This is a genomic window from Pseudomonas entomophila (assembly GCF_023277925.1).
Taxonomy (GTDB): Bacteria; Pseudomonadota; Gammaproteobacteria; order Pseudomonadales; family Pseudomonadaceae; genus Aquipseudomonas; species Aquipseudomonas entomophila_D.
Genome location: NZ_CP063832.1, coordinates 3,048,263 through 3,068,889, shown reverse-complemented (window position 1 = coordinate 3,068,889; position 20,627 = coordinate 3,048,263). Strand labels below are relative to the sequence as shown.

17 protein-coding genes are annotated in these 20,627 nt (G+C 65.2%); 14 read left to right on the top strand and 3 right to left on the bottom strand.

The window, feature by feature from the left end:
* Positions 1–11: 11 nt before the first annotated feature.
* The 8 genes from IM733_RS13505 (at position 12) to pdxJ (ending at position 8,916) form a co-directional block, all read left to right on the top strand.
* Positions 12–977: a MucB/RseB C-terminal domain-containing protein gene (locus IM733_RS13505; protein ID WP_248917141.1), complete on the top strand. Its 966-nt coding sequence runs from the start codon at positions 12–14 to the stop codon at positions 975–977.
* Positions 978–1,177: 200 nt separating this feature from the next.
* A complete protein-coding gene (locus tag IM733_RS13500; protein ID WP_432760425.1) occupies positions 1,178–2,584 on the top strand; it encodes a DegQ family serine endoprotease in 1,407 nt (468 codons plus the stop codon).
* Positions 2,585–2,878: 294 nt separating this feature from the next.
* Positions 2,879–4,678, top strand: coding sequence for a translation elongation factor 4 (gene lepA, locus IM733_RS13495; RefSeq protein WP_248917139.1), 1,800 nt, complete (start codon positions 2,879–2,881; stop codon positions 4,676–4,678).
* Between the two features lie 5 nt (positions 4,679–4,683).
* The gene (gene lepB, locus IM733_RS13490) at positions 4,684–5,538 is read left to right on the top strand and encodes a signal peptidase I (protein WP_248917138.1); all 855 of its coding nucleotides are present in this window, start codon (positions 4,684–4,686) and stop codon (positions 5,536–5,538) included.
* 161 nt (positions 5,539–5,699) lie between these two features.
* Positions 5,700–6,389, top strand: a complete 690-nt coding sequence (rnc, locus tag IM733_RS13485; protein WP_011535348.1) for a ribonuclease III — start codon at positions 5,700–5,702, stop codon at positions 6,387–6,389.
* The gene (gene era / locus IM733_RS13480) at positions 6,382–7,284 is read left to right on the top strand and encodes a GTPase Era (protein ID WP_248917137.1); all 903 of its coding nucleotides are present in this window, start codon (positions 6,382–6,384) and stop codon (positions 7,282–7,284) included. Before rnc ends, era begins: the two co-directional genes overlap by 8 nt.
* A gap of 163 nt (positions 7,285–7,447) precedes the next feature.
* Positions 7,448–8,131 (top strand): DNA repair protein RecO, encoded by a 684-nt coding sequence (gene recO, locus IM733_RS13475; protein WP_248917136.1) that lies wholly within the window; start codon positions 7,448–7,450, stop codon positions 8,129–8,131.
* 62 nt (positions 8,132–8,193) lie between these two features.
* Positions 8,194–8,916, top strand: a complete 723-nt coding sequence (gene pdxJ, locus IM733_RS13470; RefSeq protein ID WP_432760424.1) for a pyridoxine 5'-phosphate synthase — start codon at positions 8,194–8,196, stop codon at positions 8,914–8,916.
* Between the two features lie 76 nt (positions 8,917–8,992).
* Here pdxJ and IM733_RS13465 read toward each other — a convergent pair whose 3' ends face one another.
* The 3 genes from IM733_RS13465 to IM733_RS13455 form a co-directional block, all read right to left on the bottom strand.
* A complete protein-coding gene (locus IM733_RS13465; RefSeq protein WP_248917134.1) occupies positions 8,993–10,369 on the bottom strand; it encodes a heavy metal sensor histidine kinase in 1,377 nt (458 codons plus the stop codon).
* Positions 10,366–11,040 carry a heavy metal response regulator transcription factor gene (locus tag IM733_RS13460; protein ID WP_011535343.1) on the bottom strand — a complete coding sequence of 225 codons (675 nt, stop codon included), beginning with the start codon at positions 11,038–11,040 and terminating at the stop codon, positions 10,366–10,368. The genes IM733_RS13465 and IM733_RS13460 overlap by 4 nt, the downstream gene beginning before the upstream one ends.
* 168 nt (positions 11,041–11,208) lie before the next feature.
* Entirely contained in the window at positions 11,209–13,284 is a 2,076-nt protein-coding gene (locus IM733_RS13455; protein ID WP_248917133.1) for a PhoX family protein, read from the bottom strand.
* 223 nt (positions 13,285–13,507) lie between these two features.
* Here IM733_RS13455 and IM733_RS13450 point away from each other — a divergent pair, with 223 nt between their 5' ends.
* The 6 genes from IM733_RS13450 to gspG are packed head-to-tail and all read left to right on the top strand — an operon-like array spanning position 13,508 to position 20,626.
* Complete coding sequence (locus IM733_RS13450; RefSeq protein ID WP_248917132.1) at positions 13,508–15,151, top strand: lipoprotein UxpA; 1,644 nt, start codon at positions 13,508–13,510, stop codon at positions 15,149–15,151.
* A 5-nt stretch (positions 15,152–15,156) separates the two neighbouring features.
* Positions 15,157–15,573, top strand: a complete 417-nt coding sequence (locus tag IM733_RS13445; RefSeq protein WP_248921174.1) for a pilus assembly protein PilZ — start codon at positions 15,157–15,159, stop codon at positions 15,571–15,573.
* A 21-nt stretch (positions 15,574–15,594) separates the two neighbouring features.
* Positions 15,595–17,532 (top strand): type II secretion system secretin GspD, encoded by a 1,938-nt coding sequence (gene gspD / locus IM733_RS13440; protein WP_432760423.1) that lies wholly within the window; start codon positions 15,595–15,597, stop codon positions 17,530–17,532.
* A complete protein-coding gene (locus IM733_RS13435; RefSeq protein WP_248921173.1) occupies positions 17,532–18,971 on the top strand; it encodes a GspE/PulE family protein in 1,440 nt (479 codons plus the stop codon). The genes gspD and IM733_RS13435 overlap by 1 nt, the downstream gene beginning before the upstream one ends.
* Positions 18,972–18,974: 3 nt before the next feature.
* The gene (gspF, locus tag IM733_RS13430) at positions 18,975–20,177 is read left to right on the top strand and encodes a type II secretion system inner membrane protein GspF (protein ID WP_248917130.1); all 1,203 of its coding nucleotides are present in this window, start codon (positions 18,975–18,977) and stop codon (positions 20,175–20,177) included.
* 14 nt (positions 20,178–20,191) lie between these two features.
* The gene (gene gspG, locus IM733_RS13425; protein WP_248917129.1) at positions 20,192–20,626 is read left to right on the top strand and encodes a type II secretion system major pseudopilin GspG; all 435 of its coding nucleotides are present in this window, start codon (positions 20,192–20,194) and stop codon (positions 20,624–20,626) included.
* Position 20,627: the final 1 nt, after the last annotated feature.

The following is a 20,627-nucleotide window of genomic DNA, read 5'->3' as shown; positions in this document are numbered from 1 at the left end:
TAAGGAGGATCATGCGCGCGCTACCTCTCCTGACGCTGCTGCTCGGCAGCAGCCTGACGGTGCAGGCCCTGGCGGCCAACTCTTCGCCTGAAGCGAGCGAGTGGCTGAACAAGCTGGCACGAGCTGAACAAGAGCAGAGTTACCAGGGCGCCTTCGTCTACGAACGCAATGGCAGCTTCTCCACCCACGATATCTGGCATCGCGTCCGCGACGGCAAGGTCAGTGAGCGGTTGTTGCAGCTCGATGGCGCTGCCCAGGAAATTGTTCGGGTCGATGGCAAGGTGCAATGTGTCAGCGGCGCTTTGGCCAGTGGAGTGGGTTCACCACCCGACTCCGCGCCGCGTGTACTCGATCCTCTGAAATTGATGGGCTGGTATGACTTGAGCGTGGCCGGCAAGTCCCGTGTCGCCGACCGCGACGCGGTAATCGTGACGCTCACCCCGCGCGACCAGCACCGATATGCTTTCGAACTGCATCTGGACCGTCGCACCGGCTTGCCCCTGCGTTCTTTGATGCTCAACGACAAGGGCCAGTTGCTCGAGCGCTTCCAGATGACCCGCCTGGATACCGACGACTTGCCGACTGACGCCGACCTCAGCGCCAGCGCGGCGTGCAAGCCTGTGGGGCATGTCGCGAGCACTTCATCCGAAGCGGTCGCCGGCTGGCGTTCCGATTGGCTGCCGCCAGGTTTCGAGTTGATCAGCAGTGCCGTGCGTCGTGATCCGGATCGCAAGAGCACGGTCAGCAGCCTGATGTACGATGATGGCCTGGCGCGGTTCTCGGTGTTCCTCGAACCGATCAGCGAAAGTGGCGGTAACGACATCCGTACGCAGCTCGGGCCGACCGTGGCGGTATCTCGTCGCCTGACCACGCCCAAGGGCAAGGTTATGGTTACCGTGGTCGGCGAGATCCCTCTAGGCACCGCCGAGCGTGTCGCCCTGTCGATGCGGGCCCAGGATGCCCAGGCGCGTCAATGACGGCGCGCCCTCTGACAGCTCTTGTTACACAGAGCTGACATGAAATTAAAGCATTGTCATTTGCAATCCAGGCGCAAATTTTCTATAGGTCAGGCTTCTCGGAGTCTGGCCTTTCCTGCTTCTGCAGGGACCTTACTGCTAACTACGCTCGTTGTGACGGGAGCCGTATGTCTATACCACGCTTGAAAACCTATCTCTCGATGTTCGCCGCCGTGCTCATGCTCGGCCAGGTGCTCAGCGCCCAGGCCGAGGAGTCCCTGCCGGACTTCACCACCCTGGTCGAGCAGGCCTCACCGGCGGTGGTCAACATCAGTACCAAGCAGAAGCTGCCGGACCGCCGCGTCGCCGCCGGGCAGATGCCCGACCTCGAAGGGCTGCCGCCGATGTTCCGCGAGTTCTTCGAACGCAACATGCCGCAGCAGCCGCGTTCGCCCCGTGGCGACCGCCAGCGTGAGGCGCAGTCACTGGGTTCGGGCTTCATCATCTCTGACGACGGCTATGTGTTGACCAACAACCATGTGGTGGCCGACGCCGACGAGATCATCGTCCGCCTGTCCGACCGCAGCGAGCTTCAGGCCAAACTGGTCGGCACCGACCCGCGCACCGACGTGGCCCTGCTCAAGGTCGAGGGCAAGAACCTGCCGACCGTCAAGCTGGGGGACTCCGAGAAGTTGAAAGTCGGTGAGTGGGTGCTGGCCATCGGCTCGCCGTTCGGCTTCGACCATTCGGTGACCAAGGGTATCGTCAGCGCCAAGGGCCGCACCCTGCCCAATGACACCTATGTCCCGTTCATCCAGACCGACGTGGCCATCAATCCAGGCAACTCTGGTGGCCCGCTGTTCAACATGAAGGGCGAGGTGGTGGGTATCAACTCGCAGATCTTCACCCGTTCCGGTGGCTTCATGGGCCTGTCGTTCGCCATCCCGATCGACGTGGCGATCGACGTGTCGAACCAACTGAAAAAAGACGGCAAGGTCAGCCGCGGCTGGCTGGGTGTGGTGATCCAGGAGGTCAACAAGGACCTCGCCGAATCGTTCGGCCTGGACAAGCCGGCCGGCGCCCTGGTGGCCCAGGTCCTGGACAACGGCCCGGCAGCCAAGGGCGGCCTGCAGGTGGGTGACGTGATTCTCAGTATGAACGGCCAGCCGATCGTCATGTCCGCTGACCTGCCTCACCTGGTTGGCAGCCTCAAGGATGGCGAGAAGGCCAAGCTTGAGATCATCCGCAATGGCAAGCGCCAGAACCTCGACATCACCATCGGCGCGTTGCCGGAAGATGATGCCGACATCGGCGCAGGCCTGGGCGGCGACGGCAGCGCCGAGCGCAGCAGCAACCGTTTGGGTGTGTCCGTGGCCGACCTGAGCGTCGAGCAGAAGAAGTCGCTGGAGCTCAAGGGCGGCGTGGTCATCAAGGAAGTCCAGGACGGCCCCGCCGCACTGATCGGCCTACGTCCGGGCGATGTCATCAGTCACCTGAACAACCAGGCCATCGCCTCGGCCAAGCAGTTCACCGAGATCGCCAAGGAACTGCCGAAGAATCGTTCGGTGTCCATGCGCGTGCTGCGCCAGGGGCGTGCAAGCTTCATTACCTTCAAATTGGCTGAGTAAACGGGTTCTGAAGTAGGAAAAGGCAGCTTCGGCTGCCTTTTTTCATGGGAATTCATAAGGCAGTTTGCTGGCTCTTTCGGCGACACGCCGGCTCCTACAGGGGCTTGCGATAAGCCACAGGCCCTATAGGCGCCGGCTTGCCGGCGAAGGGGCCGGTACTGGCACCATCAGTCAACTGCCCAGATCGCGGGTGCCAGCTGATCGAGGAATCTCCCATATCCCCGCAGCTTGAGGTACAATTCCCGGCTATTTTTCGGCGGGCGTCCGGCTCGCAGCCTTTTCGAGTGTTGACCCGTGAGTGATTTGAGTCATATCCGCAATTTCTCCATCATCGCCCACATCGACCATGGCAAGTCGACGCTGGCCGACCGTTTCATCCAGATGTGCGGTGGCCTGACGGCGCGCGAAATGGAAGCCCAGGTCCTCGATTCCATGGACCTGGAGCGCGAACGCGGGATCACCATCAAGGCCCACAGCGTCACGCTGCACTACAAGGCGCAGGATGGTAAGACTTATCAACTGAACTTCATCGACACCCCCGGCCACGTCGACTTCACCTACGAAGTCTCGCGTTCGCTGGCGGCGTGCGAGGGTGCGCTGCTGGTGGTCGACGCCGGCCAGGGCGTCGAGGCGCAGTCGGTCGCCAACTGCTACACCGCCATCGAGCAGGGGCTGGAAGTCATGCCCGTGCTGAACAAGATGGACCTGCCCCAGGCCGACCCGGACCGCGTCAAGGACGAGATCGAGAAAATCATCGGCATCGACGCCACTGATGCGGTGGCCTGCAGTGCCAAGAGTGGCATGGGCGTCGACGAAGTGCTCGAGCGCCTGGTACACACCATTCCCGCGCCGGAGGGCGAGATCGACGCGCCGCTGCAGGCGCTGATCATCGACTCCTGGTTCGACAACTACCTGGGCGTGGTCTCGCTGGTGCGCGTGCGCCAGGGCCGGGTCAAGAAGGGCGACAAGATCCTGGTCAAGTCCACCGGCAAGGTGCACCTGGTCGACAGCGTCGGTGTGTTCACCCCGAAACACACGCAAACCGCTGATTTGAAAGCCGGCGAAGTAGGCTTCATCATTGCCAGCATCAAGGACATTCACGGCGCGCCAGTGGGTGACACCCTGACGCTGTCGAACACCCCTGAAGTCGAAGTGCTGCCAGGGTTCAAGAAAATCCAGCCGCAGGTCTACGCCGGCCTGTTCCCGGTCAGCTCCGACGACTTCGAAGACTTCCGCGACGCGCTGCAGAAGCTGACGCTGAACGACTCGTCGCTGCAATACATGCCGGAAAGCTCCGATGCACTGGGCTTTGGCTTCCGCTGCGGCTTCCTCGGCATGCTGCACATGGAGATCATCCAGGAGCGCCTGGAGCGCGAATACGACCTGGACCTGATCACCACTGCCCCGAGCGTGATCTACGAGCTCGAGCTCAAGACCGGCGAGACCATCACTGTCGACAACCCGTCGAAGCTGCCGGACGTCTCGGCGGTCAACGATTTCCGCGAACCGATCGTCACCGCGACCATCCTGGTACCCCAGGAGCACCTGGGCAACGTCATCACCCTGTGCATCGAGAAGCGTGGCGTGCAGCGCGACATGCAGTTCCTTGGTAGCCAGGTGCAGGTGCGCTATGACCTGCCGATGAACGAAGTGGTCCTGGACTTCTTCGACCGCCTGAAATCGACCAGCCGCGGTTACGCCTCGCTGGACTATCATTTCGATCGCTACCAGTCGGCCAACCTGGTCAAGCTGGACGTGCTGATCAACGGTGACAAGGTCGATGCCCTGGCCCTGATCGTGCACCGCGACAACGCCGCCTACAAAGGCCGTGCGTTGACCGAAAAGATGAAGGAACTGATCCCTCGGCAGATGTTCGACGTGGCGATCCAGGCAGCCATTGGCGGCCAGATCATCGCGCGGACAACCGTCAAGGCGCTCAGAAAGAACGTACTGGCCAAGTGCTACGGTGGCGATGTCAGCCGTAAGAAGAAGCTGCTGGAGAAGCAGAAGGCCGGTAAGAAACGCATGAAACAGGTGGGTAACGTGGAGATTCCACAGGAAGCCTTCCTCGCCGTGCTCAGGTTGGATAGCTAGGTCCTATGTCGCTAAATTTCCCGCTGTTGCTTGTCATCGCCGTCGCTGTCTGTGGCCTGTTGGGGCTGATCGACCTGCTGTTCCTGGCCCCGCGCCGGCGGGCGGCGATCACCAACTACCAGGGCAGCGTCAGCCAGCCCGAGCTGGCCGTGGTCGAACGCCTGAACAAGGAACCCTTGCTGGTTGAATACGGCAAGTCGTTCTTCCCGGTGCTGTTCATCGTGCTGGTGCTGCGCTCGTTCCTGGTCGAGCCGTTCCAGATCCCGTCGGGTTCGATGAAACCGACGCTGGAAGTGGGCGACTTCATCCTGGTGAACAAGTTCTCCTATGGTATTCGCCTGCCGGTGATCGACAAGAAGGTCATCGAGGTGGGGGATCCGCAGCGCGGGGATGTGATGGTGTTCCGCTACCCAAGCGACCCGAACGTCAACTACATCAAGCGTGTGGTCGGCCTGCCGGGCGACCAGGTGCGCTACACCAGCGACAAGCGCCTGTTCGTCAATGGCCAGCCGATCGCCGAGCAACTGGTCGGCAGCGAGCCGGGCACCCTGGGCAGCGCTGAGCTGTACAAGGAGAAACTCGGCGAAGCCGAGCACCTGATCCGCAAGGAAATGACCCGCTACCGCATGCCGCCGGACCAGCAGTGGACCGTGCCGGCCGGTCACTACTTCATGATGGGTGACAACCGCGACAACTCCAACGACAGCCGTTTCTGGGATGATCCGAACATTCCCAAGGAACTGCACGGCATGGTTCCGGACCGGAACATCGTCGGCAAGGCGTTCGCGGTCTGGATGAGCTGGCCGGAGCCCAAGCTGAGCCACCTTCCGAACCTGTCGCGGGTCGGCCTGATCCATTGAGCATCGACGGCGCTGTCCACGGACGGCGCCGATTGCATTTCTGACATAGGCTGTGTTCTCAGGGAGCGAGAGATTTCGCCGTTTCCGGCGTCAGATCACAGCCACACCGTCTTTCAGGATGTTGATTTGAACAACGCGTTGAACATTGTAGGGGTGGCCCCATGAGTGCTTCCCTTGACCGCCTGGAGCGCAAGCTCGGCTATACCTTCAAGAATCAGGACCAGATGCTGCTGGCCCTGACCCATCGCAGCTATGCCGGGCGCAACAACGAGCGCCTGGAATTCCTCGGCGATGCCATCCTCAATTTCGTGGTCGGCGAAGCGCTGTTCGAGCGCTTCCCGCAGGCTCGCGAGGGCCAGCTGTCGCGCCTGCGCGCACGCCTGGTCAAAGGCGAGACGCTGGCGCGCCTGGCCCGTGGCTTCGACCTGGGCGACTACCTGCGCCTGGGGTCGGGTGAGCTCAAGAGTGGCGGTTTCCGCCGTGAGTCCATTCTGGCCGATGCCCTGGAAGCCCTGATCGGTGCGATCTACCAGGATGCCGACATGCAGACTGCGCGCGAGCGTATCCTGGCCTGGTTGACCGACGAATTCGATGGCCTCACCCTGGTCGACACCAATAAAGACCCCAAGACCCGCCTGCAGGAGTTCCTGCAGTCGCGTGCCTGCGAGCTGCCCCGTTACGAAGTGGTGGACATCCAGGGCGAACCGCACTGCCGGACCTTCTTCGTTGAATGCGAAGTGGTCCTGCTGAACAAGAAAAGCCGTGGGCAGGGCGTGAGCCGGCGTATCGCCGAGCAAGTCGCCGCCGCTGCCGCACTGATCGCCCTGGGCGTGGAGAATGGCAATGACTGAGAACACTTCGACCCGTTGCGGCTACGTCGCCATCGTCGGCCGCCCCAACGTCGGCAAGTCGACGCTGCTCAACCACATCCTTGGGCAGAAGCTGGCGATTACTTCGCGCAAGCCGCAGACCACCCGCCACAACATGCTCGGTATCAAGACCGAGGGTGACGTGCAGGCGATCTACGTCGATACGCCGGGCATGCACAAAGCGAACGACAAAGCGCTCAACCGCTACATGAACCGCAATGCCTCGGCGGCCTTGAAAGACGTCGACGTGGTGATTTTCGTGGTCGACCGCACCCGCTGGACCGACGAGGACCAGTTGGTGCTCGAGCGCGTGCAGTACGTAACCGGCCCGGTGATCCTGGCGGTCAACAAGACCGACCGCATGGACGAGAAGGCCGAGCTGATCCCGCACCTGCAGTGGCTGCAACAGCAGCTGCCGAACGCGCAGATCGTGCCGATCTCCGCGCAGCAGGGCCATAATCTCGAAGCGCTGGAAGCGCTGATCGCCAAGGATCTGCCGGAGAACGAGCACTTCTTCCCGGAAGACCAGATCACCGACCGCAGCAGCCGCTTCCTTGCCGCAGAGCTGGTGCGTGAGAAGATCATGCGCCAGCTGGGTGCGGAACTCCCTTACCAGATCACCGTGGAGATCGAGGAATTCAAGCAGCAGGGGCATGTGCTGCACATCCATGCGCTGATCCTGGTCGAGCGTGATGGCCAGAAGAAGATCATCATCGGCGACAAGGGCGAGCGCATCAAACGCATCGGCTCCGACGCACGCAAGGACATGGAGACGCTGTTCGACGCCAAGGTGATGCTCAACCTGTGGGTGAAGGTGAAGGGCGGCTGGTCCGACGACGAGCGCGCCCTGCGTTCGCTGGGTTACGGCGACCTGTAAGCCCACGCACTTTCTCTGTAGGAGCGGCCTTCAGCCGCGATAGGGGCGCGAAGCGGCCCCAGGATCCACGTAGCAGTCGAGATCTTGGGGCTGCTGCGCAGCCCTATCGCGGCTGAAGGCCGCTCCTGCAGTGGCTGCGTCAAACCCGGGTTCAGAGATCGTCATGGAACAACCAGCCCCACAACCCGCCTTCGTGCTGCACAGCCGCGCCTACAAGGAAACCAGCGCGCTGGTGGACTTCCTCACCCCCCAGGGCCGGGTGCGGGCGGTGCTGCGTCGGGCGCGGGGCAAGGGCGGCAGCCTGGTAAGGCCGTTCGTGCCTCTGGAAGTGGAGCTGCGCGGGCGTGGTGAGCTGAAGAACGTCGGGCGCCTCGACAGCACCGGCATCGCCGCCTGGCTGCATGGCGACGCGCTGTTCAGCGGCCTGTACCTCAACGAGCTGCTGATGCGCCTGCTGCCGGCGGAAGCGCCGTATCCCGCGCTGTTCGACCACTACACCCTGACCTTGCAAGCCTTGGCTGCCGGGCGGCCATTGGAGCCGTTGCTGCGCTCGTTCGAATGGCGCCTGCTGGATGAACTGGGGTACGCCTTCTCCCTGAGCCGGGACGTCAATGACGCAGATGTGGTTGCCGACGGCCTCTACCGCCTGCGAGTCGACGCCGGGCTGGAACGGGTCGAGCTGTTCCAGCCCGGATTGTTCAAGGGCAGCGAGCTGCTGGCGCTGGCCGAGGCCGACTGGGACGCGCCGGGCGCCTTGCTGGCGGCCAAGCGCCTGATGCGCCAGGCATTGGCGGTGCACCTGGGAACAAAGCCGCTGGTCAGCCGGGAACTGTTTCGCAAGCGCTGAGCACGACGTATGCTGTGGGCCTCAATCTTCAGGAGAGCCCTTTCGTGACTCACAGCAACCGCATGCTTCTCGGTGTCAACATCGACCACGTGGCGACCCTGCGCCAGGCCCGGGGCACCCGCTATCCGGACCCGGTCAAAGCCGCGCTGGATGCCGAGGAAGCGGGTGCCGACGGCATCACCGTGCACCTGCGCGAAGACCGTCGACACATCCAGGAGCGCGACGTATTGCTGCTTAAGGACGTGCTGCAGACCCGCATGAACTTCGAGATGGGCGTCACCGAGGAGATGATGGCGTTTGCCGAGAAGATTCGCCCGGCGCATATCTGCCTGGTGCCGGAAACCCGCCAGGAACTGACCACCGAAGGTGGCCTGGACGTGGCCGGCCAGGAGGCACGGATCAAGGCGGCGGTGGAGCGCCTGTCGCGCACGGGCGCCGAGGTGTCGCTGTTCATCGATGCTGACGAGCGGCAGATCGAGGCTTCGCGTCGTGTTGGTGCCCCGGCCATCGAGTTGCACACCGGGCGTTATGCCGATGCCGAAACCCCGACTGATGTGGCTGAAGAGCTCAAGCGTATCGTCGATGGCGTCGCGTTTGGCGTGGGGCAGGGCCTGATCGTCAACGCCGGGCACGGCCTGCATTACCACAACGTCGAGGCTGTAGCGGCGATCAAGGGTATCAACGAACTGAACATCGGCCATGCGCTGGTGGCTCACGCGCTGTTCGTCGGTTTCAAGGCGGCGGTAGCGGAGATGAAAGCGCTGATCGTCGCGGCTTCGCGCTGACCTTGTTCGCCGGCAAGCCGGCTCCTACGGGCGTGTGCAATTCCCACTGTAGGAGCCGGCTTGCCGGCGAACCTGCCTATTCGGCTTTGAACACCAGGGTGAATCGGGTCGGCCCTTCGACTTGGCTGCTTACCTCGACCCGCCCGCCATGCAGCTGCATGATCGACTTCACGATCGCCAACCCCAATCCGGTCCCGCCTTCCAGCCGCGAACGCCCGGTGCTAGCCCTGTAGAACCGTTCGAACAGGTGTGGCAGGTGCGTCTCGGCGATTCCAGTCCCCTGGTTTTCGACCCAGACCGCCACTTCATTCCCCCGCCGCTCGATGCCCACCACCACCGGCTGACCGTCCGGGCTGTGGCGCAGGGCATTGCTCAGCAGGTTTGACAGTGCCCGCTGGAACATCAGCCGATCAACCAGGGCCGTCCCCCAACCCTGGAGCGCCAAGGTGATGTCCTTGAGCTCGGCACTGAACGCAAACAACTCGCTCACCCGCGCGACTTCGTCGGCCAGCGCCACGGGCAACAGCGCTACCTGCGTCTGCGGCTGGCTGACTTGGGCGAGGAACAGCATGTCGTTGATGATGCGGTTGAGCCGGGTGAGCTCCTCGACGCTGTCCTCCAGCGCCTCGCGGTAGCGCTCGCCATCGCGCTCGCGGGCCAGTGTCACCTGGGCCTTGCCCATCAGGTTGCCGATCGGGGTACGCAGTTCATGGGCCAGGTCGTCGGAAAACTGTGACAACTGGCGCACCCCCTGGTCGAGGCGGTCGAGCATGACGTTTATCGCCCGGGCCAGGTCGGCCAGTTCCACGGGCAGGTCGCTGTCGGGCAGGCGATGACCCAGGTCTTGAGCCGATACCTGGCCGGCGATGCGACGGAAGTGCCGCAGGGGGCGCAGGCCGCGCTGCACCAGCTTCCACGCGGCGATGCCGATCAGCACCAGCAGCAACGGCAGGGCCAGCAGGGTGGAGTTGAGGTACGCCTGCAGCAGCGCATTGTCGTCGTCGCGATTGAGCGACATCAGTACCTTGACCGGAGTGTCGTCGCGCAGGCGCATCAGGCTGCTGGCGGTGAGGATCTGGTTGCCGTCTGCATCTCGCCATTCATGGAAGGTCAACCGGGTGTCGGCTTCCAGCGTCAGAAGATGCTGTGACTGCATCGCCGGGCCGAGGCTGATCAGGGCCGGGTGGCGCGCATTGACGGCCATCACGCTGAGGCTGAGGTTGTCATGGCCCATCACCAGGTCGAGCAGCGGGTGGGCGCGGGTGCCCAGGTCGTCGCTGCGCAGGTCGACCCGCAGGTTGTGCTCGACCTGCAGCATCTTGCGCGCCAGGTCCTTGCGCGCGCGGCTGTCCAGTTCGTGGTCGAGGGCGAATACCGCCAGGCAGGCCAGTAGCAGCACCAGCGCCGCGCCCAGCAGGGTGACGGTCAGGCCCAGGCGCAGGGACAGTTTCAAGGGCGGGCCTCGAGCACATAGCCGACGCCGCGCAGGGTGTGGATCAGCTTGTCCTCGAAGGGGTCGTCGATCTTCGCTCGCAGGCGGCGGATCGACACTTCGACCACGTTGGTGTCGCAATCGAAGTTCATGTCCCATACCAGCGAGATGATCTGGGTGCGCGACAGCACCTCGCCGCTCTGGCGCATCAGCAGGTGCAGCAAGGCGAACTCTTTGGCGGTCAGGTCGATGCGCTGGCCACCGCGCCAGGCGCGATGGCGGCCGGGGTCGAGCTCCAGGTCGGCGACTTTCAGGGTGCTGGGCTGCAGGTGCTGGTCGTTGCGCCGCAGCAGGCTGCGGATACGTGCCAGCAGTTCGGGGAACTCGAAAGGCTTGAGCAGGTAGTCATCGGCGCCCAGGTCAAGGCCCTTGACCCGGTCGGCCAGGCGACCGTGGGCGGTGAGCATCATGATCCGCGTGGACGATTCGGCGCGCAGGCGCTGCAGCACGCCCCAGCCGTCTAGTTCGGGCAGGTTGACGTCGAGGATCACCAGGTCGTAGGGCTGCTGGCGGGCCAGGTGCAGGCCGTCGGTGCCGGTGTGGGCGCAGTCGACCACGTAGCCGTTCTCACGCAGCCCTTGCTGCAGGTAGTCGGCGGTACGGGGTTCGTCCTCGATGATCAGTAGGCGCATGGTTGGGCTCGGTCGGAAGAAAGGCGGCGATTCTCAACCCTGTAGCTGTATCAGGGTCAAGCGCAGCGATGTTACGACATGTGGCGAGCGAATCCGCGCAGATAACCGATCTGTAATGGGCAGGTCATGTGGCTGAAAGGGGCGCGGGGCGCCCCTCGTTCAATGCGATCAGGCGGTGCCGATCTCGCCGCCATCGTTGCGCTGGATCACCACGGTCGCGGCTCGTGGGCGTACCGTGCTGCCGGCTGGGGTGGTGTCGGTGGCCTTGTCGGTGTAGGGCCAGTTGTCCGGGTGCTGGATGTTGATGAACAGTGTCTTGTTGTCGGGAGTGAAGGTGATGCCGGTCACTTCGCAACCGTTGGGGCCGACGAAGAAGCGCCGCAGGTCGGCTTGGTTGGTGGCGTTGACCGGGACCTGCTTGCCCGTGGCATCGACCAGGTCGGTGGGGATCACCGCCAGCAACTGGTCGTTGGTGTAATTGGTCAGGGTGGTTTCGCCGTTGTCGGTCTCGAACCACAGCACGCCGCGGCTATCGAAGCTCATGCCATCGGGGCTGGCGAACTGGTTCAGCTCGGTCAGGCCGGAACGGTTGATGTCCGGGGCGCCGGCGGCGTTGGCGCCGAACACGAAGATGTCCCAGGTGAAGCTCTTGTGATCGTCGCTGTCGTGCCAGCGGATGATATGGCCATGACGGTTCGGGCCGCGCGGGTTGGCCGCATCGACCTTGGCGGCGGTGCGTGCGCTGTTGTTGGTGAGGGTGAGGTAGACGTCGCCGTTGAGCGGGTTGACGGCGGTCCACTCCGGGCGGTCCATGGGCGTCGCGCCCACGGCGTCGGCGGCGCCACGGGTGTTGAGGATGATCCCCGGTAGGTCGCCGAACAGCGCACCGAGCGTGCTGCCGTTGGTGGTGGCGGTGGCGACGTCGAGCAGCAGCCACACGCCCTTGCCGTCGGCGTTGAAACGCGCCACATAGAGCTTGCCTTTGTCCATGTACTTGGCGCCGGTGGCCAGGCGGTCGGCGGGGCTGGCGTCGGCTGGGTCCCAGACCGCGTCGGAGACGAACTTGTAGAGGTATTCGTTGTTGGAGTCGTCGCCGGTGTACCAGACCAGTGGCTTGCCCGCCACCGGCAGGCCCGGGCAGCAACCTTCGTGGCGGAAGCGGCCGAGGGCGGTGCGCTTCACCGCCAGGGTGGCGCTGTTGTAGGGGTCGATTTCGACGATGTAGCCGTAGGTGCTGGCCTCGTTGCGGTAGTCGCTGGTAGCGCCGGCGCCGGTCGGGGTGATGTTGAAGCGGGCGAACTCATCGGCCACTTCGCTGGCATCGCCAGCCGCGCTTTCCCACTTGTACTGGCCACTGGAGCTGCCCACGCCGATGCGGGTCTGATTGGCCGGGCGAGTACCCTTGTTGACGAAGATACCGGGCCAGTTCTCCTCGCAGGTCAGGTAGGTGCCCCAGGGGGTGTAGCCGTTGCCGCAGTTGTTGTTGGTGCCGCGGCACTGGGTGCCGGTGGGCGAGAACTTGGTCTTGACGTGGTCGGTGCCGCGCAGGGGGCCGGCGATGTTCATCAGCGAAGCGGTGGTGAAGCGGCGGTTGAGCGGGTCGTTCTGGATCACCTGCCAGCGGCCATTGACCTTGGTCAGGCGCACCACGCCGGCGCCGTGGGCGTTGATCTCCTTGCGCACTTCCTCGGCTGGGCGCTTGCCGCTGGCGTCGGTGGTCGGGCCGGCCGGGTGCAGGGCCGCGGTGTCGATGTACTCGAAGTTGATCGCCAGCAAGCCGTCGTCAGAGCTGCCATTGATGGGGAAGAAGTGCATGCCGTCATGGTGCATGCCCATGGCGTTGGCCTGGTCGGCTGAGGTGTTGCTGCCGTCGGACTTCCAGGGGTTGCCGTTGCTGTTGATCGGCGTGCCCCAGGGGGCGAGCACGTAGGCACTGTAGCCAGCGGCGACCACGCAGGCGTCGGTGCGCGAGCCGGCGATGGAGTTGAAGCCCAGCTTGAGCTTGGGTTTTTCCGGCTTCGGATCCGGGGTGGTCACTGGTGGTTCGCTGACCGGATCGTCATGGTTGGAGCCGCCGCCGCTGTCGAAACAGCCGCTCAGGCCTGCGCCGGCGATCATCGCAATGGCCGCGCCGAGGCTGCCGCGCACCACGCTGCGACGGCTCAGGTAGGCGTCCATGACGCTGGCCATCGGCAGGTTGTCGCTCGGGTTGCGGTCCAGGTTGTCGCCGGATTCTCGACTCATCAGGGTGTCCTTATATTGGCTGAGTGGGAGGAAACAGCGACTTTAGGGCGTAAGTATGATGATTGATTTGCAGAAATGTGACGCACTGTTAAAACGGACGGTTCTTAATGGCGCCGACTAAATAATGCTTTGGAATTAACAGCGCCTTTCTGCCATTAAACTGTCACGAGAACGCCGCACTATCCGGGACCCAACGTGTACTCGGAAAAGGATGGCGGGGTCGATGGCAAGCAACCTGGGCAGGCGTGACGTGATCGGCTGGATGGGTATCGGTGCGCTGGCACCGCTGCTCGGCGCCTGTTCCGCGCTGCCACTGCCCGGTGCCGGCGGTGAGCGGTCGCTGGACCTGCTATACGTGGCCGATACCCTCGACGCCCGCTTGCCGGGCCAGGCCGTGGTCCCGGCGACCCGCCTTGGCCCGGTGAGCCACCTGGGCCGTGCGCCCTGGATGAGCGGCTCGAATGCCCGCGATGCACAGCCGGAGCTGGCACCGTTGCTCGATGCCGAGCAGGCCGCACAGGCTCGATTGGGTGGCTACGCGGTGCTGGCGGCGCTGCTCGAACAGCTGCGTGGCGAGGCCGGAGCCGAACGCTGCCTGACCTTGGAGAACGGCCAGTGCTGGAACGGCAGCGGCCTGGCCTACCTCACCCAAGGTGAGAGTGGCGTGCAGGGCAGCCAGTTGCTGGGCAGCGAGGCGCGGGTCAGCAGCGACGAGCGGGTGCTCTGGCCACAGCGCAGCACAGCGCTATACCGGCAGTCTTCTTCCATTACCCTGGGGGCGGGCTTGGCCAGCGAGCAGGCCAAGGCGCTGGGTGTCTCAGGTGTGCACGTGTTCCAGCGCGGCGGTGTGCGCGTGGCGGTGGTCGGCGTCACCGACCCCTATGCCCAGGACCAGAAGGCCTCCCTCAAGCAGTGGTACCAGTCGTTGTTGCCCAGCTTCCAGCAGGCCCGCCGCGAGGGCGACCTGGTGGTGGCCCTGGCCGATGTCGGCAGCGGGCCGGGCCTGTGGCTGGCCGAGCGTATTGCTGAAATTGACGTGCTGCTGTGCGCCCGGGGCCAGGATCTGTGGCCGGCGCCGGTGCAGGCCACCCAGGCCAGTGGGCGGCGGGTGCCGGTGCTGTTCGCCGGTTGCCGGGCCAGTGGCGCGTTTCGCCTGCGTTGTCGGCAGGCGGGCGGGCAATGGCAGTTCGACGCCCGGTTCTTCCCCACGTTCGAGCAGCACCTCAAACCCGGCGCGCTGGCCCGAGCCGGCCAGTTACGTGGCGTGCTGCAAAAACAGCGCAGCGGCCATGCCGCCTGGCTCGACCAACCCTTGGCCCGAGCGCCGCAAGCGCTGTGGCGGCGCGATACCCGTGGCGGTAGCTGGGACAACCTGTTGCACCAGGCCCTGGCCGACGGTTCGAGCATGCCGGTGCTGCTGCCCGGCCTGCGTTACGACTTTCCTGTGCAGGCCGGTGAACCCATCACCCGCGAACACCTGATCAGCCTGACTGGCGGTTACCCCGCGCCGGTGTTCGAGGTGCCGGCGCAACCTGTCGAGCAAGTCCTGGAAAACGCCGCCGAGCAGCTGTTCGGTGACCCGCTGCTGCTGGACAACAGCCAGGACCTGCCCCGCTGGCAGAACCACGCCTGGCAAGTGAACTACAGCCCGACCGGCAAGCGAGTCGCCGGGTTCGAACCCGTGCAGGGGCTGTGCCGGACCTTCGGCCTGCATGTCGATGCCCAGGCCGGCGTGCCGTTGTGGCAAACCGTCGAGGCTTGGCTGGTGCGGCAGGCGCCAGGCTGGCGACTGGCACCGTTGCAACTGCCCGACGTGCGCTACGTGCAGGGCCACCCCGGCTGGCACCCGCGTCAGGAGGCGGTGTGAGCGGTATGCAGCGCATCGTCAGCGGCCTGTTGGTGACCCTCGCCGGCTGGCTGGCGGCGCAATGTGTGCTGCTGCTCAGCCACCCACCGCAACCGGCCCAGGCCGCGCAGCAGAGCGAGGTGCCGCTGCCTGGCTTGCTGGTGGGGCACTGGCAGGCGCCGGTCGACGATGGCGTGATACCGCTGACTCGCTTGCCTCTTCATTACCTGGGCGGGCTCAAGGCCCAACCACTGTCGGCCAGCGTGGTGGTTTTGCGCCACGGCGAGCAGGTGCGCACCCTGGGCCGTGGCCAGCGCCTGGCGCCGGGCATCGTGCTGCAGGCTATCGACGCACAAGGCCTGATTTTCGACAACCATGGGCGGCGCGAGCGCCTGCCCTGGCCGCCACGCCCCGCCGTGACCGGCTTCAAGCGCCAAGGATGAATGATGATCGCACGGTACTGTCTGGCCGGGGTGCTCACCCTGAGCCTGTCCCTGGCCTGGGCCGAGGAGCCGGAAGTGTTCGCCGACGACGGCACGCCGCTGTATGAGGTGAACTTCGTCGACACCGAGCTGGGCGAGTTCATCGACAGCGTGTCGCGCATCACCGGCACCACCTTCATCGTCGACCCGCGGGTGCAGGGCAAGGTTACCGTGCGCACGGTCGACCGCCATGACGCCGACGCCATCTACGACATCTTCCTGGCCCAGCTGCGCGCCCAGGGTTTCGCCACGGTGGACCTGCCCAACGGCAGCGTGAAGATCGTCCCCGACCAGGCCGCGCGCCTGGAACCGGTGCCGGTGGAGCGGCCCGGCAAGAAATCCGAAGGCAGCGATGGCGTGGCCACTCGGGTATTCAATGTGCGCAACGCCGCCAGCGAGCAGATGCTCAACATCCTCAAACCGCTGATCGACCCGCGGGTTGGCGTGATCACGCCATATCCGGCCGCCAACCTGCTGGTAGTCACCGACTGGCGCAGTAACCTCGAACGCATCGACAGTCTGTTGCGCCAGCTCGACCAGGTCAGCGACGAACCGCTGCAGGTGATGCCACTCAAGCATGCCAGCGCCGCCGACACGGCGGGGCTGGTGACCCGCTTGCTGGCTCGCGAGCAGGGCGCCGACAGCGCCCAGGTGGTCGCCGACCCACGCAGCAACGCCCTGCTGGTGCGCGGCAGTGCCGACAGCCGCGAGCGGGTGCGCGCCTTGCTCGCCCAACTGGACCGGCCCAGTGAGAACCTGCACAACAGCAACACCCAGGTGATGTATCTGCGCCATGCCAATGCCGCCGAAGTGGTCAAGGTGTTGCGCGGGTTGGGCCAGAGCGGCGCGGTGCCGACCGAAGGCGGCGAGGGCGAGGGCAAGGACAAGCCGTTGCAGGCGGCCAGCGATTCCGGCATCCGCCTCGAATATGAAGAGGGTACCAACGCCGTGGTCATGGTCGGCCCCGACAGCGAGTTGGCCGCCTACCGCAGCATCGTCGAGCAGTTGGATATCCGCCGGGCGCAGGTGGTGGTCGAGGCGATCATCGCCGAAGTGTCCGACAGCAGCGCCCAGGAGCTGGGCGTGCAATGGCTGTTCGCCGACGAAAAGTTCGGCGCGGGCATCGTCAACTTCGGCAGCAACGGGGTGAACATCGCCAACATCGCCGGCGCGGCCAGCAGCGGCGACAACGAGAAGCTCGGCAAGCTGCTGTCGGCGACCGCGGGCGCCACGGCCGGCTTCGGCCATTTCGGTGGTGGTTTCAACTTCGCCATGCTGGTCAACGCGCTCAAGGGCAAGAGCGGTTTCAACCTGCTGTCCACCCCGACCCTGCTGACCCTCGACAACGCCGAGGCGTCGATCCTGGTGGGCCAGGAGGTGCCGTTTGTCACCGGCTCCGTCACCCAGAACAACGCCAACCCCTACCAGACCATCGAGCGCAAGGAGGTGGGGGTGAAGCTGCGCATCAAGCCGCAGGTCAATGTCGACAACAGCGTGCGCCTGGACATCGTCCAGGAGGTGTCGTCGATCGCCGAGTCCCGCGCAGCCAGCGATGTGATCACCAACAAGCGCGAGATCAAGACCAAGGTCATGGTCGAGGATAACGGTCTGGTGATCCTCGGCGGCCTGATCAGCGACGAGCTGAGTACCAGCAACCAGCGCGTGCCGTTGCTCGGTGACATCCCCGGCCTTGGCCGGCTGTTCCGCTCCGACGCCAGCAAGAACACCAAGCAGAACCTGATGGTGTTCATCCGCCCGCGCATCCTGCGCGACGGCGAGAGCCTGGCCGGGTTCAGCCAGCAGAAATACCAGAGCCTGCGGCAGGACACACCGCTCAAGCTGCCGGCGCTGGCCGAAGGGATGCCTTTGCTGCAGGCGTTCCCGGCCAGCCGCGCGCGGCTTGAAGGCGCAGACTGGTGATGCTGCCCTATCGCCTGGCGCGCCAGGCTGGCCTGGCCATGGCCCCCAGCGACGGCGGCTGGCGGTTGTGGCTGCGCGGTGACGCCGACAGCGACCAGCTCCAGGAGCTGTTGCGGGTCCATGGCCAACCCGTTGCCTTGGAGCAACTCGACGACGCCCAGTTCGACGAGCGCCTTGGCCAGCTCTACCAGGCCGGCGAGGCGGCGACCGAAGCCTTGATCGAGGGCATCGGCGAACAGGTCGACCTCGACAGCCTGATGAGCGAGATGCCGCGCATCGAGGACCTGCTGGAAAGCGACGACGAGGCACCGGTGATCCGCCTGATCAATGGCCTGTTCGGCCAGGCCTTGCGCCTGCGCGCCTCGGATATCCATATCGAGACCTTCGAGCAGAGCCTGGTGGTGCGCCTGCGGGTCGACGGCCACCTGCGCGAAGTGCTGCGCCCGCCACGGGCACTGTCGGCGATGCTGGTGTCGCGGATCAAGGTGATGGCTCGGTTGGATATCGCCGAGAAGCGCCAGCCCCAGGACGGCCGCATCACCCTGCGCGCTGCCGGGCGCGAGGTGGACGTGCGCGTATCGACCCTGCCCGGCATCCACGGCGAGCGGGTGGTGATGCGCGTGCTCGACAAGCAGGCCAGCCTGCTGGCGCTGGACAACCTGGGCATGCCCGCCGCCGTGTTGCGCGGCTTGCGCGGCTGCCTGGCGCGGCCCAACGGTATCGTGCTGTCCACCGGCCCCACCGGGTCGGGCAAGACCACCACCCTGTACGCCAGCCTCAACAGCCTCAACGACGGCAGCCGCAACATCCTCACCGTCGAGGACCCGGTGGAATACGCCATCGCCGGTATCGGCCAGACCGCTATCAACCCCCGGGCCGGCTTGACCTTCGCCAGCGGCCTGCGGGCCATCCTGCGCCAGGACCCGGACGTGATCATGCTGGGTGAGATCCGCGACCAGGAGACCGCGCAGATCGCCGTGCAGGCCAGCCTCACCGGGCACCTGGTGCTGTCGACGCTGCACACCAACAGCGCCGTGGGGGCGGTGACCCGCCTGCGCGACATGGGCGTCGAGCCGTTCCTGATCGCCTCGTGCCTGCGCGGGGTGCTGGCCCAGCGCCTGGTGCGGCGGCTGTGCGCCTGCGCGGTGGCGCGGCCGCTGCACAGCGCGGAGCGCGAGCTGTGGCCGGAATTGGCCGAAACCTATCATCCGGTCGGCTGCGAGCATTGCCAGGGCAGCGGTTATGTCGGGCGCCTTGGGTTGTACGAATTCATCGAACTGGACGACGGGCTGGTGGCGTTGCTCTATGACGGTCAGAGCGAACTGGCCATGCAGGCCTACCTGGATGGCCGTCGGCAGAGCCTGGTGGCGATGGCCGCCGACTGCCTGGCGCAGGGCCAGACCAGCCTCGCCGAAGTGTTGCGCGTGGTGCAGGGCTGACCGATGCCGACTTATCGCTACCAGGCCGTGGACCTCGCCGGCAAGGCGCACAAGGCCAGCGTGCAGGCCGACAGCGAGCGCCATGCGCGCCAGTTGTTGCGCGAGCAGGGGCTGTTTGCCCGGCACTTGCAGCGCCATGAGGCCGGCCAGGCCCAGCCACGCCGCCAGCGTTTGAGCCGTGCCCAGCTGTGCGAGCTGACCCGCCAGCTGGCGACGCTGGTGGGCGCCGGTATCCCGTTGGTCGATGCCTTGGCCACCCTTGAACGGCAGCTGCGCCAGCCGGCCCTGCACGCCGTGCTGGTGGCGTTGCGCGGCTCCCTCGCTGAAGGGCTGGGGCTGGCCCGTAGCCTGGCGCGCCAGGGGGGGGCCTTTACCGGCTTGTACTGCGCATTGGTCGAGGCCGGCGAGCGCTCGGGGCGCCTGGGCCAGGTGCTGGCGCGCCTGGCCGATCACCTCGAACAGGTGCAGCGCCAGCGCCACAAGGCACGCACCGCGCTGATCTACCCGGCGGTGCTGATGGGCGTGTCGCTGGCGGTGGTGGTCGGCCTGATGACCTTCGTGGTGCCCAAGCTCACCGAACAATTCGCCCATTCCGGGCAGAGCCTGCCCTTCATCACTTCATTGCTGATCGGCCTCAGCCAGGGGCTGGTTCAAGTGGGGCCTTACCTGTTGCTACTGGCGTTGGTACTGACCGTGCTCGCCGGCTGGCTGCTGCGCAAGCCCCACTGGTGCCTGCGCCGCGACGACCTGCTACTGCGCCTGCCGCGCATCGGCCAGGTGCTGCAGGTGCTGGAGAGTGCGCGCCTGGCGCGCAGCCTGGCGATCCTCTGCGGCAGCGGCGTGGCCCTGCTCGAAGCATTACAGGTGGCCACCGAGACGGTCGGCAACCGACGTATCCGTGCGGCGATGGAACAGGTGCGCCAGCAGGTGCAGGGCGGCACCAGCCTGCATCGGGCGCTGGACGGCGCCGGCCAGTTTCCGCCGTTGCTGGTGAACATGGTCGGCAGCGGCGAAGCCAGCGGCACCCTGGCCGACATGCTCGAACGGGTGGCCGATGACCAGGAGCGTGGCTTCGCCCGCCAGGTGGACACCGCGATGGCGCTGTTCGAGCCGCTGATGATCCTGGTGATGGGCGGTGTGGTGCTGTTCATCGTGCTGGCGGTACTGCTGCCGATCATGCAGCTCAACCAGGGATTGCAATTGTGACAAGGAGAACTTCGATGCAGCAACGATACAAGCGCCAGGGTGGCTTCACCCTGATGGAGATCATGGTGGTGATCTTCATCATCGGCCTGCTGATCGCCGTGGTGGCGCCCAGTGTGCTGGGCAACCAGGACAAGGCGATGAAGCAGAAGGTGATGGCCGACCTGGCCACCCTGGAGCAGGCGCTGGATATGTACCGCCTGGACAACCTGCGCTTCCCCAGCAACGAGCAGGGCCTGGCCGCGCTGGCCAGGAAACCCACCCTGGAGCCGTTGCCGCGCAGCTGGCGCAGCGACGGCTATATCCGCCGTCTGCCGGAAGATCCGTGGGGCACGCCCTACCAGTACCGCATGCCCGGTGAACATGGCCGGGTCGATGTGTATTCGCTGGGCGCCGATGGTGTGCCGGGTGGCGAAGGGCTGGATGCCGACCTGGGCAACTGGGCGCTGTGAC

Bases quoted from the DNA above. Each gene is read 5' to 3' on its own strand.
- IM733_RS13505 (WP_248917141.1), top strand. From the start codon at position 12: ATGCGCGCGCTACCTCTCCTGACGCTGCTGCTCGGCAGCAGCCTGACG.
- IM733_RS13500 (WP_432760425.1), top strand. From the start codon at position 1,178: ATGTTCGCCGCCGTGCTCATGCTCGGCCAGGTGCTCAGCGCCCAGGCC.
- lepB (WP_248917138.1), top strand. From the start codon at position 4,684: ATGTCGCTAAATTTCCCGCTGTTGCTTGTCATCGCCGTCGCTGTCTGT.
- rnc (WP_011535348.1), top strand. From the start codon at position 5,700: ATGAGTGCTTCCCTTGACCGCCTGGAGCGCAAGCTCGGCTATACCTTC.
- era (WP_248917137.1), top strand. From the start codon at position 6,382: ATGACTGAGAACACTTCGACCCGTTGCGGCTACGTCGCCATCGTCGGC.
- recO (WP_248917136.1), top strand. From the start codon at position 7,448: ATGGAACAACCAGCCCCACAACCCGCCTTCGTGCTGCACAGCCGCGCC.
- pdxJ (WP_432760424.1), top strand. From the start codon at position 8,194: ATGCTTCTCGGTGTCAACATCGACCACGTGGCGACCCTGCGCCAGGCC.
- IM733_RS13460 (WP_011535343.1), bottom strand. From the start codon at position 11,040: ATGCGCCTACTGATCATCGAGGACGAACCCCGTACCGCCGACTACCTG.
- IM733_RS13455 (WP_248917133.1), bottom strand. From the start codon at position 13,284: ATGAGTCGAGAATCCGGCGACAACCTGGACCGCAACCCGAGCGACAAC.
- IM733_RS13450 (WP_248917132.1), top strand. From the start codon at position 13,508: ATGGCAAGCAACCTGGGCAGGCGTGACGTGATCGGCTGGATGGGTATC.
- IM733_RS13445 (WP_248921174.1), top strand. From the start codon at position 15,157: ATGCAGCGCATCGTCAGCGGCCTGTTGGTGACCCTCGCCGGCTGGCTG.
- IM733_RS13435 (WP_248921173.1), top strand. From the start codon at position 17,532: ATGCTGCCCTATCGCCTGGCGCGCCAGGCTGGCCTGGCCATGGCCCCC.
- gspF (WP_248917130.1), top strand. From the start codon at position 18,975: ATGCCGACTTATCGCTACCAGGCCGTGGACCTCGCCGGCAAGGCGCAC.
- gspG (WP_248917129.1), top strand. From the start codon at position 20,192: ATGCAGCAACGATACAAGCGCCAGGGTGGCTTCACCCTGATGGAGATC.